At 60.2% G+C, this 18,598-nt stretch carries 14 protein-coding genes, 1 tRNA gene and 1 pseudogene; 15 read left to right on the forward strand and 1 reads right to left on the reverse strand.

The features are described from left to right. The first annotated feature begins 16 nt into the window (after positions 1 to 16). From mfd to BN1189_RS00345, 11 genes and pseudogenes are all read left to right on the forward strand, one after another. Entirely contained in the window at positions 17 to 3,535 is a 3,519-nt protein-coding gene (mfd, locus tag BN1189_RS00295) for a transcription-repair coupling factor (protein ID WP_040224506.1), read from the forward strand. A gap of 155 nt (positions 3,536 to 3,690) precedes the next feature. Continuing rightward, entirely contained in the window at positions 3,691 to 4,227 is a 537-nt protein-coding gene (gene spoVT, locus BN1189_RS00300; RefSeq protein ID WP_040224508.1) for a stage V sporulation protein T, read from the forward strand. Between the two features lie 121 nt (positions 4,228 to 4,348). Next, positions 4,349 to 5,953 carry a putative polysaccharide biosynthesis protein gene (locus BN1189_RS00305; protein WP_040224511.1) on the forward strand — a complete coding sequence of 535 codons (1,605 nt, stop codon included), beginning with the start codon at positions 4,349 to 4,351 and terminating at the stop codon, positions 5,951 to 5,953. Between the two features lie 5 nt (positions 5,954 to 5,958). Then, a pseudogene (locus BN1189_RS00310) lies at positions 5,959 to 6,933 on the forward strand (MazG nucleotide pyrophosphohydrolase domain-containing protein); the annotation flags it as partial. A gap of 59 nt (positions 6,934 to 6,992) precedes the next feature. Then, a complete protein-coding gene (mazG, locus tag BN1189_RS00315) occupies positions 6,993 to 8,456 on the forward strand; it encodes a nucleoside triphosphate pyrophosphohydrolase (protein WP_040224514.1) in 1,464 nt (487 codons plus the stop codon). After that, positions 8,453 to 8,743 (forward strand): RNA-binding S4 domain-containing protein, encoded by a 291-nt coding sequence (locus BN1189_RS00320; protein WP_040224516.1) that lies wholly within the window; start codon positions 8,453 to 8,455, stop codon positions 8,741 to 8,743. Before mazG ends, BN1189_RS00320 begins: the two co-directional genes overlap by 4 nt. A gap of 81 nt (positions 8,744 to 8,824) precedes the next feature. Further along, a complete protein-coding gene (yabP, locus tag BN1189_RS00325) occupies positions 8,825 to 9,124 on the forward strand; it encodes a sporulation protein YabP (RefSeq protein WP_040224518.1) in 300 nt (99 codons plus the stop codon). Next, positions 9,121 to 9,624 carry a spore cortex biosynthesis protein YabQ gene (yabQ, locus tag BN1189_RS00330; RefSeq protein ID WP_040224519.1) on the forward strand — a complete coding sequence of 168 codons (504 nt, stop codon included), beginning with the start codon at positions 9,121 to 9,123 and terminating at the stop codon, positions 9,622 to 9,624. The genes yabP and yabQ overlap by 4 nt, the downstream gene beginning before the upstream one ends. 51 nt (positions 9,625 to 9,675) lie before the next feature. Next, entirely contained in the window at positions 9,676 to 10,182 is a 507-nt protein-coding gene (locus BN1189_RS00335) for an FtsB family cell division protein (protein ID WP_069201925.1), read from the forward strand. Between the two features lie 553 nt (positions 10,183 to 10,735). Beyond that, the gene (locus BN1189_RS00340) at positions 10,736 to 11,242 is read left to right on the forward strand and encodes an FtsB family cell division protein (protein ID WP_069201925.1); all 507 of its coding nucleotides are present in this window, start codon (positions 10,736 to 10,738) and stop codon (positions 11,240 to 11,242) included. Between the two features lie 426 nt (positions 11,243 to 11,668). Next, entirely contained in the window at positions 11,669 to 12,109 is a 441-nt protein-coding gene (locus BN1189_RS00345) for a S1 domain-containing RNA-binding protein (protein ID WP_040224521.1), read from the forward strand. Between the two features lie 709 nt (positions 12,110 to 12,818). On the opposite strand, the gene BN1189_RS00350 is transcribed toward BN1189_RS00345, so the two are convergent. Beyond that, positions 12,819 to 12,892 (reverse strand) — tRNA-Met (locus BN1189_RS00350). Positions 12,893 to 13,076: 184 nt separating this feature from the next. On the opposite strand from BN1189_RS00350, the gene BN1189_RS00355 reads away from it, so the two are divergent. The 4 genes from BN1189_RS00355 to BN1189_RS00370 all read left to right on the forward strand — a co-directional run. After that, positions 13,077 to 15,485, forward strand: a complete 2,409-nt coding sequence (locus tag BN1189_RS00355) for a SpoIIE family protein phosphatase (protein WP_040224523.1) — start codon at positions 13,077 to 13,079, stop codon at positions 15,483 to 15,485. A gap of 65 nt (positions 15,486 to 15,550) precedes the next feature. Further along, a complete protein-coding gene (gene tilS, locus BN1189_RS00360) occupies positions 15,551 to 16,993 on the forward strand; it encodes a tRNA lysidine(34) synthetase TilS (protein ID WP_040224525.1) in 1,443 nt (480 codons plus the stop codon). Further along, positions 16,990 to 17,532 (forward strand): hypoxanthine phosphoribosyltransferase, encoded by a 543-nt coding sequence (gene hpt / locus BN1189_RS00365; RefSeq protein WP_040224526.1) that lies wholly within the window; start codon positions 16,990 to 16,992, stop codon positions 17,530 to 17,532. Before tilS ends, hpt begins: the two co-directional genes overlap by 4 nt. A 124-nt stretch (positions 17,533 to 17,656) precedes the next feature. Further along, the coding region (locus BN1189_RS00370) for an ATP-dependent metallopeptidase FtsH/Yme1/Tma family protein (protein WP_040224534.1) at positions 17,657 to 18,598 on the forward strand (942 nt) is incomplete at its 3' end.

Genomic DNA, 18,598 nt, shown 5'->3' on the forward strand with positions numbered 1-18,598 from the left:
CGAAAGGATGGAACGCATGGAAGAAATACTCGATGTACTCGCGGAAGGCGGGGAAATATCAGAACTGCTGTCGCAGCTGCGGGAAGGCAAGGACCGCCAGCTCGTCACCGGCCTGTCCGGCGGCGCGCGGGCTGTCCTGTTTGCGCTGGCGGCACGGGAGACGGGCAGGCCGCTTCTCATCGTTGAACCGAATATGCTGCAGGCCCAGCGCACATACGAGGACCTGGCGCAGCTCGCCGGTGAAGGGCGGGTGCATCTGTACCCGGCCGATGAGCTGACGGCGGCGGAGCTGTCCGTCTCGAGTCCGGAGCTGCGGGCCCAGCGGATCGATACGCTGGACCGGCTCGTGAACGGCGGGGAAGGCATTTTCGTGACGCCGGTCGCCGGTCTGCGGAAACTGCTCCCCTCGCCGGAAGACTGGTCCGCATCCATCCTGACGGCAGCGGCCGGGGATGAAATCGACCCGGCCGGCTGGGCGTCCCGCCTCGTGGCAATGGGCTATTCCCGGCAGCCGATGGTGACGGCGCCGGGCGAGTTCTCCCTCCGCGGCGGAATCCTGGACATTTACAGCCTGGACCGGGAAGAGCCCGTCCGGATCGAGCTGTTCGACACCGAAGTGGATTCCATCCGGACCTTCTCGGCGGAAGACCAGCGTTCGACGGGGCGGCTCGACTCCATCCGGATCCTGCCCGCTTCGGAGTTCATCTGGACGGAGGAACGACTGGCCGGACTGGCGGATCGGCTGGAAGAAGAGCTCGGGAAGAGCCTGAAGAAACTGAAGGACGATGCGGCGAAAGAATCGCTCCTTGCGAACATCAGGGAAGACATCAGCCGGCTGCGGGACGGCGACATTCCGGAGTCCGTCAACCGGTTCGCTTCGCTTGCCGGAGCGGATTCGTTCCTCGGCGATTATTTCCCTGCGGACGGCATCCTATTTTACAACGAGGCCGGACGCATCCTGGAAGTCGCGGAGTCGCTCGAGCGCCAGGAAGGGGAGTGGCAGCTGGATATGCTGGCGGCCGGCAAAACGGTCCACGCGGCGTCCATCAGCCATTCCTTCAAAGAAATCGAGGCGATGCTCCGGCAGCGGCGCGTCTACCTGTCGCTCTTTGCCCGGTCTCTCCCGGGGATCGTGCTGAAGGATACGATCCAGATTTCCTGCAAGCCGATGCAGCAGTTCCACGGCCAGATGAATCTCCTGAAATCGGAAGCCGACCGGTGGCGCCTGGCCGGCTATACGGTCCTCATCACGGCGGAAGGGGAAGGCCGGCCGGAGAAAGTCCGGTCCATCCTCCGGGACTATGAAATGGAGGCGGATCTCGTGCAGCCGGGAACGGTTCCGGGTTCGGGCATCCACCTCGTCGAAGGGGATTTGTCTTCGGGGTTCGAGCTGCCGCTCCAGAAAGTGGCGCTCGTCACCGATTCCGAACTGTTCCGGCAGAAAACCCGGCGCAAGTCCCGCCCGCAGAAGCTGTCCAACGCCGAGCGCATCAAAAGCTATTCAGAGATCAAGCCGGGGGACTATGTCGTCCACGCGCAGCACGGCATCGGGAAATACATCGGCATGGAGACGCTCGAGATCAACGGCGTCCACAAAGATTACCTGCACATCAACTACCGCGGCGACGACAAGTTGTTCGTGCCGGCGGATCAGATCGACCTCATCCAGAAATACACCGCATCCGATGAACGGGAGCCGAAGATCCACAAGCTCGGCGGTACAGAGTGGAAAAAAACGAAAAGCAAAGTATCGCGGGCCGTCCAGGACATCGCCGACGACCTCATCAAGCTGTATGCAAAGCGCGAGGCGGAGAAAGGCCATGCGTTTTCGGCGGATGATGACATGCAGCATGCATTCGAGCAGGCATTCCCGTACGACGAAACCGACGACCAGCTGAAGTCGATCGAGGAGATCAAGCGAGACATGGAGCGGGAGCGGCCGATGGACCGGCTGCTCTGCGGCGATGTCGGGTACGGCAAGACCGAAGTCGCCATCCGGGCGGCGTTCAAGGCGGTGTCCGACGGCAAGCAGGTCGCCTTCCTCGTGCCGACGACAATCCTCGCCCAGCAGCACTTCGAAACGATGAAGGACCGCTTCAGCGGATTTCCGGTCGAAGTGCGGATGCTGAGCCGGTTCGGAACGAAAAAACAGCATACGGATACAATCCGCGGGCTGAAGGACGGCACGGTCGACATCGTAGTCGGCACACACCGCCTGTTGTCGAAAGATATCGAATACCACGACCTCGGACTCCTCATCGTCGATGAAGAACAGCGGTTCGGCGTCACCCATAAGGAAAAGATCAAAAAACTGAGGACGAATGTCGATGTCCTCACGCTCACGGCGACGCCGATCCCGCGGACGCTGCACATGTCGATGATCGGCGTGCGCGACCTGTCCGTCATCGAGACGCCGCCGGCCAACCGGTTCCCGGTCCAGACGTACGTCATGGAATACAACGGCGCCGTCGTCAGGGAGGCGATCGAGCGGGAAATGGCGCGCGGCGGCCAGGTGTTCTACTTGTACAACCGCGTCGAGGACATGGCGAGGAAGGCGGAGGAGATCGGCATGCTCGTCCCGGATGCGCGGATCGCGACTGCACACGGCCAGATGACCGAGACCGAGCTCGAAGGGGTCATCCTCGCTTTCCTTGAAGGGGAATACGATGTGCTCGTCACGACGACGATCATCGAAACGGGCGTCGACATCCCGAACGTCAATACGCTCCTCGTGCATGACGCCGACCGGATGGGCCTCTCCCAGCTGTATCAGCTGCGCGGGCGGGTCGGCCGGTCAAACCGCATTGCCTACGCCTACTTCCTTTACCAGCGGAACAAAGTGCTCACGGATGTGGCGGAAAGCCGCCTCCAGGCGATCAAGGAATTCACGGAGCTCGGGTCCGGCTTCAAGATCGCGATGCGCGACCTGTCGATCCGCGGGGCGGGGAACCTGCTCGGCGCCCAGCAGTCGGGCTTCATCGACTCGGTCGGGTTCGACATGTACTCCCATATGCTCGAGGAGGCGATCGCCGAACGGCGCGGGGAAGGGACGGAAGAAGAGGCGAAGGACTTGGAGATCATCCTTCACGAAGACGCCTATATTCCGGACTCGTACATCCCCGACGGCTTCCAGAAAATCCAGATGTACAAGCGCGTAAAGGCGATCGCGAGCGAAGCGGACTACTCGGAACTGATCGATGAAATGACGGACCGGTTCGGGGACCTGCCGCTTGAAGCGGAGCAGCTCCTCAAGGTCGGCCTCATGAAAGTGTGGGGGCGCGAGGCGGGCGTCGAGTCGATCAAGCAGCAGGGCGACCGCATCATCGTCACCCTGTCCGAGCAGGGCACGGAGCATGCGGACGGCGCGAAGATCATGGAAGAGACGATGCGCTTCGGGCGCGCGGTCGGATTCCATATGGAAGGCGGCAAGCTCCTGCTGACGGTCGACGGCAAGAAAACCGGCAAGATGAAGGCGTTCGACGTCCTCGAGGAACTCATGAAACTCCTGCCGAAAGCCAAAAAACAGGCCGCCTGACCGAAGTGGCTTGCGGGCGGATTTCTCCGGCCGGCTAAAAAAGAGACGGCATGGCGGTTCAGGCTGTTTCCGGTCGCATTGCATAAAATGGCCAATCGTGATGCATACTATCCCCGCGGGCATCTACAGAAACTGTCGAAAGCGAGGCATCACGAATGAGAGCAACCGGAATTGTCCGGCGGATTGACGACCTCGGCCGGATCGTCATCCCGAAGGAGATCAGGCGGACGATGCGCATCCGGGAAGGCGACCCCCTCGAAATCTTCACCGACCGGGACGGGGAAGTCATCCTGAAAAAGTACTCGCCGATCAGCGAACTCGGAAACTTTGCCAGGGAATACGCGGACACCCTCTACGAAACGCTCGGTACCCCGGCGCTCATCAGCGACCGGGATGAAATCATCGCAGTTGCCGGCCTGTCGAAAAAAGATTATCTCGGCAAGCGGATCATGCCGGAACTTGAAGAGGTCATGCTCGGCCGGACGCCCGTCGTCGAGAAAAACGAAAAGACGCTCGAATGGGTGCAGGGACAAGTGGAACAGGTGAAATCCTCCTGCATCTGCCCGATTATCTCGGGCGGGGATCCGATCGGCGCGGTCTATCTGTTGTCCAAAGTGCACTTCATCGGCGAACCGGAGCTGAAGACCGCCGAAACGGCGTCGCATTTCCTCGGGAAGCAAATGGAACCATGAACTTTATCCATACAGGCGGGAAGGGCCGCCACGCGTAAGCCGGGCAGAACCGGGCGCGTGGCGGCCCTTCCTCGTTTGCATGTTATAATGGAGGCATTCTGTGCCAAAAGGAAGCCTGAACATGCAACAGCAATGGAACATGAGAACGTTCATGAAAGGGGCCGCCATGCTGGCGGCCGCCGGCATCATCGTCAAGATCCTGAGCGCCGTCTACCGCGTCCCGTTCCAGAACCTGGTCGGGGACAAGGGATTTTATATTTACCAGCAAGTGTATCCGTTCATTGCCATCATCATGGTCTGGACTTCCTCCGGGTTTGCGGTCGCCATTTCGAAAATGATGGCGGACCGGGACCGCACGGAAGCCGGGCAGGTCATGAGGATTGCGTTCTTCTATGTCGCCTTTGTTTCCGGGCTGGCCTTCCTCGTCCTCTTTGCGGGCGCGGACCTCATCACCGGCTGGATGGGCGACCGGGCGCTAGCCCCGCTTTTGCGCACCGGCTCGCTCGTCATCCTGCTCATGCCGCTTCTCACCGTGATCAAGGGCGCCTTCCAGTCTCAAGGGAGAATGGGACCCGTGGCCGGAGCACAGATCGCCGAGCAGGCGGTCCGTGTCCTCGTCATCCTCGCCGGGACGTGGATCGTCGTGAGCGCCGGCGCATCATTGTACACGGCCGGGCGCGCGGCGATGTGGGGAACGGTCACCGGGGAACTGGCGGGCGTCGTCTTGCTGCTCCTCCTTTACCGGAAGTGGGCGGACCGGCCGGAACCGGGCATCCGGGCATCGGTCCCGGTCTGGCCGGCCGTGCGTGAACTGACGGCCGTCTCCCTTGCGGCAAGCCTGAGCTCGCTCATCCTGCTGTTTTTCCAGCTGATCGATTCATTCACGATGTTCAACCTCATGACGTCATCCGGCTTCGCTCGTGAAGCCGCAATGGAGGCGAAGGGCGTCTACGACCGGGGGCAGCCGCTCGTCCAGATGGGCATCCTCATCGCCTCGACGCTGTCCCTCACGATCGTCCCGCTCGTCGCCGCCCACTCGGCAAAGACGACCGGCCGGACAGCAGAGCCGTTCGTCCAGCTTGCCTGGCGCATCGCCTTCCTGTTCGGATGGGCCGCATCGCTCGGCCTCATTCTCGTCATGCCGTATGTGAATGAAATGCTGTTTGAAACCCGTGCCGGCTCGGCCGCGCTCATGATGTTCTGCGCGCAGATCTTCTGGCTGTCGCTCATCCTTCCGATCACGGCGGTCCTTCAGGGGCTCGGCCGCGTGAAGATCCCCGCGCTGCTCCTGTTCGCCGGGCTTGCGCTGAAGGCGGCCGCCAACGCCGTGCTCGTCCCGCGGATGGGGATCATGGGGGCGGCGGTCGCCGGGAACATCGGGTTTGCCGCGGCCACCCTCGGCCTCGTCATTTATTTCCGGCAAGTCTGGCCGGTCCGCCTGGCGGATGGCCGGTTTTACCGGGTGATCGCGGCCGCATCGGTGCTGATGGCGGGGGTGCTCATCCCGTGGATGGTGCTGTCGGACGGGTGGATCTTTGACGGTCTGCCGTCCCGCGCCGCCGCCGCCCTGACCGGCCTCACGTCCGTGGCGGCCGGTGCACCGCTGTTCCTCGCCGTCATCGCCAAATCGCGCATCCTCTCGGAGAAGGAATGGTATCTGCTGCCGGGCGGGCGCCATCTTGCCGCCCTGCAGCTTTATTTGAATCAAGACCGGAAAAGGAAGTGACCCGCATGCATCAACTCACTGTTATCGGACTCGGGGCGGGGGAGCTGGATCAGCTGCCGCTCGGAATCTACAGGAAACTGAAAGAGGCCGGGGAAATCTATGTCCGCACCGCCGACCATCCCGTGCTCGCCGAACTGGAAACGGAAGGGCTCCGCGTCCGGACGTTCGACCCGGTCTATGAAAAGCACGACTCGTTCCCGCCCGTCTACCGGGAGATCGCCGATGAGCTGATCGGCTTCGCATCCGGCGGACCTGTCGTCTACGCGGTGCCGGGCCATCCGCTCGTCGCCGAGCAGACGGTCCGGCATCTCATCGAAGCGGAGGAGGAAGGCCGGGTCCGCCTCGTCATCGAAGGCGGGCAGAGCTTCCTCGATCCGGTGTTCAGCGCCCTCCGGATCGATCCGATTGACGGGTTCCAGCTCGTCGACGGCACATCGTTCGGACCGGATGACGTGAACATGGCGCAGCACGTGCTGATCGCCCAGGTGTATGACCAGTTCAGCGCATCGGACGCGAAGCTTTCACTCATGGAAAAGTACGAAGACGACCATCCGGTGACGATCGTCACGGCCGCCGGCTCCAGCCGGGAACGCCTCGTCACGGTGCCGCTGTATGAACTGGACCGAACGGTGGAGACGGACAACCTGACGACGGTCTACGTGCCGCCGGTCTCCGGACTGGAAAGCCGGCTGAAGGAATGGGGGGCGTACCGGGAGATCATCCGCACCCTCCGCGGTCCTGACGGCTGCCCGTGGGACCGGAAGCAGACCCACGAATCGCTCAAGAAGTACATGATCGAGGAAGCACATGAACTTCTGGAAGCGATCGACTCGGAGGACGACGAGGCGATCATCGCCGAGCTCGGGGATGTGCTCCTGCAAGTGTTCCTGCATGCGCAGATCGGCGAGGATGCCGGCTTCTTCTCGGTGGAGGACGTGCTCAAGTCGGCCGGGGAGAAAATGATCCGGCGCCACCCGCACGNCCATCTTGCCGCCCTGCAGCTTTATTTGAATCAAGACCGGAAAAGGAAGTGACCCGCATGCATCAACTCACTGTTATCGGACTCGGGGCGGGGGAGCTGGATCAGCTGCCGCTCGGAATCTACAGGAAACTGAAAGAGGCCGGGGAAATCTATGTCCGCACCGCCGACCATCCCGTGCTCGCCGAACTGGAAACGGAAGGGCTCCGCGTCCGGACGTTCGACCCGGTCTATGAAAAGCACGACTCGTTCCCGCCCGTCTACCGGGAGATCGCCGATGAGCTGATCGGCTTCGCATCCGGCGGACCTGTCGTCTACGCGGTGCCGGGCCATCCGCTCGTCGCCGAGCAGACGGTCCGGCATCTCATCGAAGCGGAGGAGGAAGGCCGGGTCCGCCTCGTCATCGAAGGCGGGCAGAGCTTCCTCGATCCGGTGTTCAGCGCCCTCCGGATCGATCCGATTGACGGGTTCCAGCTCGTCGACGGCACATCGTTCGGACCGGATGACGTGAACATGGCGCAGCACGTGCTGATCGCCCAGGTGTATGACCAGTTCAGCGCATCGGACGCGAAGCTTTCACTCATGGAAAAGTACGAAGACGACCATCCGGTGACGATCGTCACGGCCGCCGGCTCCAGCCGGGAACGCCTCGTCACGGTGCCGCTGTATGAACTGGACCGAACGGTGGAGACGGACAACCTGACGACGGTCTACGTGCCGCCGGTCTCCGGACTGGAAAGCCGGCTGAAGGAATGGGGGGCGTACCGGGAGATCATCCGCACCCTCCGCGGTCCTGACGGCTGCCCGTGGGACCGGAAGCAGACCCACGAATCGCTCAAGAAGTACATGATCGAGGAAGCACATGAACTTCTGGAAGCGATCGACTCGGAGGACGACGAGGCGATCATCGCCGAGCTCGGGGATGTGCTCCTGCAAGTGTTCCTGCATGCGCAGATCGGCGAGGATGCCGGCTTCTTCTCGGTGGAGGACGTGCTCAAGTCGGCCGGGGAGAAAATGATCCGGCGCCACCCGCACGTGTTCGGGGAAGCGAACGCGGAGGACGCCGATGAAGTCGTCCGCAACTGGCAGGCGATCAAGGAAGCGGAAAAAGGCGAGAAGCCGGCCTCCCTCCTCGACGGCCAGAACCGCCACGCTTCTTCGCTCCTCACTTCGTTCAACTACCAGAAGGAAGCCGCGAAGGCCGGGTTCTCCTGGCCGGACGCCGGCGGGGCGAAGGAGAAATTCGAAGAGGAGTGGCAGGAGTTCCTCGACGCATCGGCGAATGGGGATGAAGAAGCGCTCACCGATGAATTCGGAGACGTGCTGTTCACCCTCGTGAACATCGCCCGCTACTACGGAATCTCGCCCGAAGAGGCCATGACGGCCGCCAACCGAAAATTCAAGCGGCGCTTCTCCCACGTCGAGGAGAGGGTCGCGGAAAACCGGGGATCGTTCGGCAGCTACACGCTCAACGAACTCGACCGGTTCTGGGACGAGGCAAAAAGAATGGAGAGAGACAGATGAGACTCGATAAATTCATGAAAGTATCGCGCCTGATCAAGCGCCGCACCCTGGCGAAGGAAGTGGCCGACCAGGGGCGCATCACCGTGAACGGAAAAAAGGCCAAGGCTTCGACCGATGTGAAGGCGGGCGATGAACTCGTCATCCGCTTCGGCCAGAAACTCGTCACCGCCCGTATCGAAGAGCTGAAGGACAGCGTCAAAAAAGAAGACGCCGCCCGGATGTTCACCGTCCTGAAAGAAGAAAAACTGGAAAAAGTCGAACCGGAATTCATCGACGACGAAGACTGACCGTCCCGGCGCAGTCATGTCCGCCCCCTTTTGCTCATACAATGCCGTGAACGGACAAGGACAAGCAAAGGGGGAACGAACATGCAATTTCAGACGGACAGCCCATCGACGTACACAATCCCTTCCGGCGACCATGTGGTCACGCTCAGGAACCGGAAACGGATGGACCTCACTTCCGTGAAGACGATCGACCGGTTCGACCAGGAAGAATTCATCGTCCGGACGTCCCAGGGACAGCTCCAGATCCGGGGGGAGGAACTCCGCATCGTCCATCTTGACGTGGACAAGGGGCTCCTCACGCTCGAGGGGAACGTCAAGACGCTCCAGTATGACGATGAAGACGGCCATTCCCGCAACATCCTCACCAAACTGTTCGGATGATCGTCTCCCAGCAGCTGCTCGGGCTTCTCGCGATGCTCGCAACGGGTGTCCTTGCCGCGGCCGCCATCGATGCCGTCCGGACGGCGGCGGGCGGCACGCGGGCCGGAGCCGTCCTTGAGCCGGCTGCATGGCTGCTCCTCGGCATCGCCGCCTACGGGGTGCTGTTCACCGTCCGGGACGGGGAATGGCGGATCTATGACCTCCTTGCCCAGATTTCGGGGCTTCTTCTTTATGAATCGGTATTCCGGCGGCCGTTCCGGTTTGCCGGCCGGCTGGTCCGCCTTCTCATCCTGAGGCCGGTCTTCCTTGTCATCCGTGGAATCGTTGCGGCGGCGGTCTTCATTCTCATGATCCCGCTCAGAATCCTTGCCTTCCTGCTCGGAATCCTGTCCAGGCCTTTTCGGCGTCCTTACCGGGCGGTCCGGCGGCGGTTGGATGCCGGAATGCGGAAAATCCGGAAACGCCTTCCCCGTAACCCTTTAAAAAAGCGCTCGGCCTGATGTATAATGGATAAAACAATGCGATCCGAAGATCAGGCAGGGGGACTAGGGATGGAACAACGAAACAGGCAGTCACAACCGTCACGGCGGCCCGTCACACCGCTCCAGACTGACTACGTCCGGGCCAAGGAACGCAAGGAACAGATCAGGCAGGCGAGGAAGATCCGGCTTTACCGCCGGCTCGCCGTGTTCGGCCTCATCGCGCTTCTCACCTTCGGGTGGATGACATGGTCGATCATCGAGAAGAACCGCGTGCTCGCCGCCAAGCAGCAGGAGAAGGAAGAAGCGCTCGCCGAACTCCAGCGGCTGGAAGACGAAGGGCACCGGCTGAACCTCCAGCTGGACAAGCTGGACGATGAGGAGTACATCGCAAAGCTTGCAAGGAAGGAATACCTGCTTTCCGAAGAAGGGGAAATCATTTTCACCCTGCCGGAGGACAAGGACAAGGCTAAGGACAAAGCGAAGGACAAGGCCAAGGACAAGGCCAAGGATAAGGACAAGAGCAAGGGAAAAGATAAAGACAACGGGGAAAAGGACGGCGGAGAATCCGGAGAGTGACCGGGGACGCCGCCCATACGGCCTGCCGGTGATCCGGGCAGGTTTTTTATATCCTAAGGGAGTATGGGGCGTTTGAGTTGGAGCGGCAGCCTTGGGGTCGTCAGTCAGCCGATGATGCAAAGCGGCGGTCTAAGGCTCTTTTAATCTGTCCTTCGCACCGATTCATCCGGCTCCGGGCGGCAGCCTCTCGGGGTCATAAGTCCGCCGGCTCTGCGAAGCAGGCNTTCTTCTTTATGAATCGGTATTCCGGCGGCCGTTCCGGTTTGCCGGCCGGCTGGTCCGCCTTCTCATCCTGAGGCCGGTCTTCCTTGTCATCCGTGGAATCGTTGCGGCGGCGGTCTTCATTCTCATGATCCCGCTCAGAATCCTTGCCTTCCTGCTCGGAATCCTGTCCAGGCCTTTTCGGCGTCCTTACCGGGCGGTCCGGCGGCGGTTGGATGCCGGAATGCGGAAAATCCGGAAACGCCTTCCCCGTAACCCTTTAAAAAAGCGCTCGGCCTGATGTATAATGGATAAAACAATGCGATCCGAAGATCAGGCAGGGGGACTAGGGATGGAACAACGAAACAGGCAGTCACAACCGTCACGGCGGCCCGTCACACCGCTCCAGACTGACTACGTCCGGGCCAAGGAACGCAAGGAACAGATCAGGCAGGCGAGGAAGATCCGGCTTTACCGCCGGCTCGCCGTGTTCGGCCTCATCGCGCTTCTCACCTTCGGGTGGATGACATGGTCGATCATCGAGAAGAACCGCGTGCTCGCCGCCAAGCAGCAGGAGAAGGAAGAAGCGCTCGCCGAACTCCAGCGGCTGGAAGACGAAGGGCACCGGCTGAACCTCCAGCTGGACAAGCTGGACGATGAGGAGTACATCGCAAAGCTTGCAAGGAAGGAATACCTGCTTTCCGAAGAAGGGGAAATCATTTTCACCCTGCCGGAGGACAAGGACAAGGCTAAGGACAAAGCGAAGGACAAGGCCAAGGACAAGGCCAAGGATAAGGACAAGAGCAAGGGAAAAGATAAAGACAACGGGGAAAAGGACGGCGGAGAATCCGGAGAGTGACCGGGGACGCCGCCCATACGGCCTGCCGGTGATCCGGGCAGGTTTTTTATATCCTAAGGGAGTATGGGGCGTTTGAGTTGGAGCGGCAGCCTTGGGGTCGTCAGTCAGCCGATGATGCAAAGCGGCGGTCTAAGGCTCTTTTAATCTGTCCTTCGCACCGATTCATCCGGCTCCGGGCGGCAGCCTCTCGGGGTCATAAGTCCGCCGGCTCTGCGAAGCAGGCTTCACTCCGCCGTCGGCCTTATGCCTGTCGAGGCTGATCAGCCGCCTTTCGCACTCGGGTAAACAATTCCATCCATTTTATTGACACTCTTTTTTTGTCAGTTATAATAAAGAATAAGGGACTTGGAGGCCAAGGCCCCGAATATGCATATGCACGGTTGCCAAAGGCAGCCCGCTTAATCTTTAAGGAGGAGCATTTTTTTTATGTCAATTGAAGTCGGCAGCAAGGTAGAGGGTAAAGTAACAGGCATCACAAACTTCGGGGCATTTGTCGAGCTGCCTAACGGGAAGACCGGTCTGGTCCACATCAGTGAAGTTGCGGATCACTACGTCAAGGATATCAATGATCTCCTGAAGGTCGGTGACACTGTCGAAGTCAAGATTATGAACATCGGTAACGACGGAAAAATCGGCCTGTCGATCCGGAAGGCAAAGCCGGAATCCGAGCGTCCGCAACGTCCTGAACGGCCATTCCGTCCACGCGGAAACCGTGACAGCGGCGGTGGACACGGACATGGGCGTGGACGTCCGGAGAACTTCGAACAGAAAATGGCCCGCTTCCTGAAAGACAGTGAAGACCGCCTTTCCACGCTGAAGCGCGCAACCGAATCGAAACGCGGCGGCCGTGGTGCGAGAAGAAGCTGACTTGCTGGCTGATTCGACCAAAAAAAATGATCTTGAATAGATAGCCCGTTCTGGGCACAGTTCGGCGGTTTTTCGGATGCGTATCCGGAGGCCGCCTTTTCGTTGTCCCGTCAGCAAAGTCTTCTGGTGTGGCGGCATCCTGTCGAAAAGCAGCTGTTTCATGTGGAACAATCGCGATTTGCGGCAGACTCTGCGAGTATCCGTGACAGGAAGGTTCATACATGGATGGTGGCCGGTTCTTCGTGAAAAGCCGTCCATGTTCCGAAATTGGGGCCCATACACCGAATTTCCGTTCCATGCTCCGATTTTGGCTTCCATACTCCGAATTTCCGTTTCATGCTCCGAAATTGGCTTCCATACTCCGATTTCCTGCTCCATACTCCGAAATTAGTGCCCATACACCGAATTTCTGTTCCATACTCCGAAATTGTCAGCCATACTCCGAATTTCCGATCCATACTCCGAAATTAACAGGCATACTCCGAATTTCCGTTCCATACTCCGAAATTGTCAGCCATACTCCGATTTCCTGTTCCATACTCCGATTTTGGCTTCCATACTCCGAATTTCCGATCCATACTCCGAATTTGGCACCCATACTCCGATTACATCCCTACCAACAGCTCCAGGGTTTTAACTTGCACATCTCCCGTCCGCAAAACGACAAAAAAACCCGGCAGCCGGGAGTCCGGTTGCCGGGTTTTATCGATGGCGGCAGAGGGGATCGAACCCCCGACCTTACGGGTATGAACCGTACGCTCTAGCCAGCTGAGCTACGCCGCCGCGTCAGAAGACACTTCAATATCATAACCGGGCTTTCCTTCCGTGTCAATCCGTTTTTTGAAAGAGGGCTGAATATCTCCGTTTCCGTCGAAAAGTTTTTCCATTCCGATGCCAGGAACAGACAAACTTTCGTGCATGGCCCCCGGTATACTCGACACACTGATTCGAACGAGGGGGAATCGAGATGAGGGTGTTGGGGAATGATTCATTGACAAATGCGGTCTGGCCCTTCCGGAAATGGGTGGACGCATTCGGCAAGCGGAAAGTGAAATGGAGTTTTTCGGCCTTTTTCCTGCTGGCGTCGTTCTTCCTGTCGCGGGCTGTGCTGTTCGGGGCTGCGATTCCGTTCCTTTTGCCGATCTGGGCGCTGGCATCGGTGCGGTACCGGGCCTATCTGCCGCTCGTCATCATCGGCGGCGGACTCGGAAGCCTGACCGGGGGAGTGGGGCAGGCGGCGATCCATGTGCTGCAGATCGTCCTGTTCCAGTGGGTCATCCGGCTGGCTCCTGCCAGGAAGTCGGTGCCGGTGACGGCGGCACTGACGGTGCTGCTCGTCCAGGCGGCTTGGCAATTGGTGTCCTACAGCGGGAAGGTGCCGGGGGATGTATGGTTCTTCGTCGGCTGCGAGACGCTGCTCACGCTCTTCATGGCAATGTTCCTGTTTTCGGTCATGACGCCCGTCCACCGGTTCCTGCATGAGCGGTGGACGGCGGAGCGGGCCGGGGCCGCGTTCATTGTCGGAGCGTTCATCATTACGGGGATGGGCGGGGCCGTCTTCGGGTACTTCTCCCTTCCGGCCGTGCTGATTCATCTGTCGATCCTGTTTGCGGTGTCGGTCGGGGGGCTTGCCGCAGGGACGGCCGCCGCGCTCGTCATCGGATCGATCGTGAGCGTGTCGGGACTTTCATTCAGCGGCATGATCGCCCTTTATGCATTGACGGGCTTTTGTGCGGGAGCGGCGTCACGGCTCGGCAAGATCGGGATTGCCGCGGCGGGCCCGCTCGCTTCGGTGTTCTTCTATATGTATGACGCCACACTCCCGCTTGATGCCGTCCATTTCATGTCGGTGGCGCTTGCGACTCTTCTGTTCCTGTTCATCCCTCAGCGCTGGATCGACGGCTGCCGGAACCGGGTGTATCCCGACCGGACAGGCCAGTCGGAGCGCAGGCGGCGCTGGTTGGAGGAGAAGATGGACGGCCAGCTGCACGATTTTCATCAGTTTGCCCATTTCATGTCGCGGCTCGTCGGGGAGCATGCCGAAGACCAGGAGGCCGACATCCCGCGGGATCCTCCGTCGATCTGCCATACGTGTTTCCGGAAGGATAAGTGCTGGGATGCCAGAAGCGAGGGGATCCGGCCGGCGATTGACGAGTGGATGAACGCGCAGACTTCTCCGTCCAGGGGTGCCCGGATCCGTGCGGAGGAAAAGCTGGGCATGCGCTGTGTCCGCTCCCAGGGGCTGATCCGCATCCTTGAGGAAGAATACTCGTCGGCGGTTCTGAACAGCCAGCTTCACCACGGACGGAAGATGCTGGCGCTGCAGCTCCGGGACATGAGCAGGCATCTCAACGATATGATGATGAATATGAAAGAAGAGATTAAGACATTCCAGCCGGAAGAGGAAGAGCTGTCCAACCGGCTGCACGAGCTCGGCATTCCGCATTTCCAGGTGGACATCTTGTCGGAGGAACAGGGCTCCCGGAAGATCGTCCTCTCGCTTCCCGACCGGAAATCGGAGTGGGAGACTGAGCGGATGGTCGCGGAGCGACTGATCATGCCGGTGTTGCAGGAAATGTACGGGGAGCCGTTCGAAGTCGGGAATTCGGTCTGGCTGGAGGAGCCGTTCCCGCATATGCAGATGACGTTCATCTCGGCCGTGCGCTTCACGATGGACTATGCGGTCGTCTCTTCTTCAAAGGAAGGGACGTTCCATGCGGGGGATTCGCATGAAGTGTTCCATCTCCACGACGGGCTCGCCGCGGTCATCCTGTCCGACGGCATGGGCTCGGACGCGGCGGCTTACCGGGAAAGCCGCAAAGTGATCCGGCTCATGAGAGAATGTCTGAACCGGCGGATGGATCCGGAGACGGCGATGCATACGCTTCATTATGTCATGTCGCTGAAAGGCGGAGACATGTATGCCACGGTGGACCTCGCGCTCATCGATCTTCAGGAGGGACGTCTCTGGTCGTGGAAGGCGGGATCGATGACGACGTACATCAGCCGGGGCGGTGGGCTCATGAAGATGGAAGGGTCCACGGCGCCGTTCGGCTTCCTGCCTTCCTTCTCGGTCGACGCAAAGCGGCACGGGCTGAAGTCGGGTGACCTGATCGTCATGATGACGGACGGCATGTTTGCACCCGGTACGGAACCGGCCCAGCAGGAGCGCGTCCTTGCGTCGATCCTCTCCAAGTGCGAAGACTTGAGTCCGGAGCGGACAGCGGACATCATCATGCAGGAACTCGCCAGAAAGTTCCGGCTGCCGGCCGATGACCGGACCGTCATCGTCATCAAGGTCGACCACACGGTCCAGAAGTGGTCCATCTTCAAGCCGCATGCAGCGGTTAGCGGGAGGGAAACGGTGGTAAGATAGTAGAAAGACTGCGGCCGGTCATGCGATCCGCCGGGTCAGAACTTATAGAGACGGGAGGTGCGGCGATGGACAGACTGCAAGGGCAGATAAGGGAGTTCTTCGAAAGGACAAGGGCTGCCGCCGGGAGGGAGCGGCTGCTCGTCGCCTGTTCCGGCGGTCCCGATTCGGCCGCACTCCTTCACGTCCTGGCGGAAACCGGTCCCCTGCTCGGAACGGAAATCGGCTGCGCCCATGTCGACCATATGCTCCGCGGCGAGGAATCCGCGGAAGATGCACGCTTTGTCCGCGCGGCCTGCGCGGAGCTGGGCGTGCCTTTCCATGGAACGGCGATCCCGGTCGGCGACATCGTCCGGGAGCAGGGCGGGAACGTGCAGGACGTGTGCCGCGCGGAACGCTACCGGTTCTTCGGACGGGTCATGGAAGCGGAAGGCTACGGCCTCCTTGCGACCGCCCACCATGCGGATGATGTCCTGGAGACGGTCCTCATGAAGCTGGTCCGGGGCACATCGGACGCGGCGCCCGGCATTCCGGACGTCCGCCCGTTCGGCCCGGGCCTCCTCGTCCGCCCGTTTCTCCGCGTCACCCGGGAGGAAATCCTGGCGTACCTGTCGGAGAAAGAAATCCCCTACCGGACCGATCCGTCCAACGAAAAGCCGGATTACACGAGGAACCGGTTCCGCAGCCGCATCGTCCCGCTTTTGCGCGAAGAGAACCGGCAGGCCGCCCTTCACGTGGCGCACTGGGACTCGGAGAGGCGGGAGGACGAGGCGGTTCTCGGGGAACTGGCGCATGCGCGGTTCCGGCAAGAGGCGGAACGGCTTGCGGACGGAGGGATCGCCGTGGCCGCCGGGGAGTTTTCGGCCATGCCCTCCGCTTTACAAAGGCGGTTTATTCCCATACTATTAGACTATCTATACCGACCCGGCACGCCGCCGTCCGGACGGCGGCTTTACGGCCTGATCAGGAGCGAACTCCAGAAATCGGAAGGCAGCGGAGCGGTCGACCTGCCGGGGGGGTGGCGGCTGGAGCGGTCTTACGGCCGGGCGGAGTTTCGCAGGTGCACAACCGCGGATCCCGGCAACGGACCGGCTGCCTCGGATTTTCCGGCAGGCCGCTGGGTCGAAGCCGGAAACGGGTTCCGGCTCTTCTGGTCGGAACGGGCTGCGGCACCGGATCCGCTTCCCGCGGAGGGGGCGGACGTCCTTTATTTCGATGATGTCCCGCCGTTCCCGCCTGCGGGCATCCGGGCTTCCGCAGCGGGAGACCGTCTCCTTCTGCCGAACATGGAGGCGCCGAAAAGAGTGTCCCGGATATTCATCGACGAAAAGATTCCGAGAGATCAGCGGGCGGCATGGCCGCTCGTCACCGGCCGGGACGGTCGCATCATCGCGATTCCCGGCATCCGGTACGGCGCCGGGTTTACGCGGGACGCGGCTGCCGGCTGCCGGTACATATTCATCGTGGAGGACGCCGACGGAGCGGCCCACGCACAGGAGGAAGCAAAATGATTGGCAACGATATCGACCACACTCTCATCTCCGAGGAAGAGCTTCAGGAGAAAATCCGCGAGCTCGGCGCTCAGCTGACAACAGAATACGAAGGCAGGTTCCCTCTCGCGATCGGCGTCCTCAAAGGCGCCCTCCCGTTCATGAGTGACCTGATCAAGCGCTTCGACGGCTATATCGAAATCGACTTCATGGACGTTTCAAGCTACGGCAACGCGACCGTCTCGTCCGGCGAAGTGAAGATCATCAAGGACCTCAACACGAGCGTCGAAGGCCGGGACGTCCTGATCATCGAGGACATCATCGACAGCGGCAAGACCCTCAGCTATCTCGTCGACCTGCTGAAGTACCGGAAAGCGAACTCGATCAAGATCGTCACGCTCCTTGACAAGCCGACCGGACGCAAGGTCGACCTGAAGGCGGACTTCGTCGGATTTGAAGTGCCGGATGCCTTCGTCGTCGGCTACGGGCTGGACTACGCGGAGAAGTACCGAAACCTTCCGTACATCGGTGTACTGAAAAAAGAAATCTATTCATTCTGAGGAAAAATGAGGTACCGGTAACGCCTGCCGGTACCTTTTCCAAAACAGAGCCTTTTCCTTTGGCGGGCGAAGATTCGTGTGATAAGATTTACTATAGTTTTCTTTAATGGTGAGGAGGCTCGGGATGAACCGAATATTAAGGTATACCATCTTGTACGGCCTGATTTTCCTCGTGATCATGGGGATTTTTGGATCGTTCAATAACCCGAATACCAAGACAGACAATCTGACGTACAACGATTTCCTTTCATCGCTTTCCAGCGGGGATGTAAAGGAAGCGACCATCCAGCCCAACCAGCTGGTCTATGAAGTAAAAGGGGTCATGAAGGACGCCAAGGAAGGCGAAACCTTCATCGTTAACATCCCGCCGGACAACGAACAGCTCATGAATGAAATCGACCGGGTCGCGGACCAGACTGACACGAAGATCACCTTCCTGCCTGCTCCGCAGTCGAGCGGCTGGGTCCAGTTCCTGACGGGGCTCATTCCATTCATCATCATCATCATCCTCTTCTTCTTCCTCCTGAACCAGGCCCAGGGCGGCGGGAACAAGGTCATGAACTTCGGCAAGAGCAAAGCGAAGCTCTATAATGAAGAGAAGAAGAAAGTTACATTCGACGATGTCGCGGGCGCCGACGAAGAAAAGGCGGAACTCGTTGAAGTCGTTGATTTCCTGAAAGACCCGCACAAGTTTGACAACATCGGTGCCCGCATTCCGAAGGGGATTCTCCTCGTGGGGCCTCCGGGTACCGGTAAGACGCTCCTCGGCCGTGCGGTGGCCGGCGAAGCGGGCGTCCCGTTCTTCTCGATCTCCGGTTCGGACTTCGTCGAGATGTTCGTCGGTGTCGGGGCATCCCGTGTCCGTGACTTGTTCGAAACGGCCAAGAAGAACTCTCCGGGCATCATCTTCATCGATGAGATCGATGCGGTCGGCCGCCAGCGCGGCGCCGGCCTCGGCGGCGGCCATGATGAGCGCGAACAGACGCTCAACCAGCTGCTCGTCGAAATGGACGGATTCGGCGAGAACGAAGGCATCATCATCATCGCCGCGACGAACCGTCCGGAC

Origin of the sequence: Bhargavaea cecembensis (genome assembly GCF_000826125.2) — a bacterium.
Lineage (GTDB): Bacteria > Bacillota > Bacilli > Bacillales_A > Planococcaceae > Bhargavaea > Bhargavaea cecembensis_B.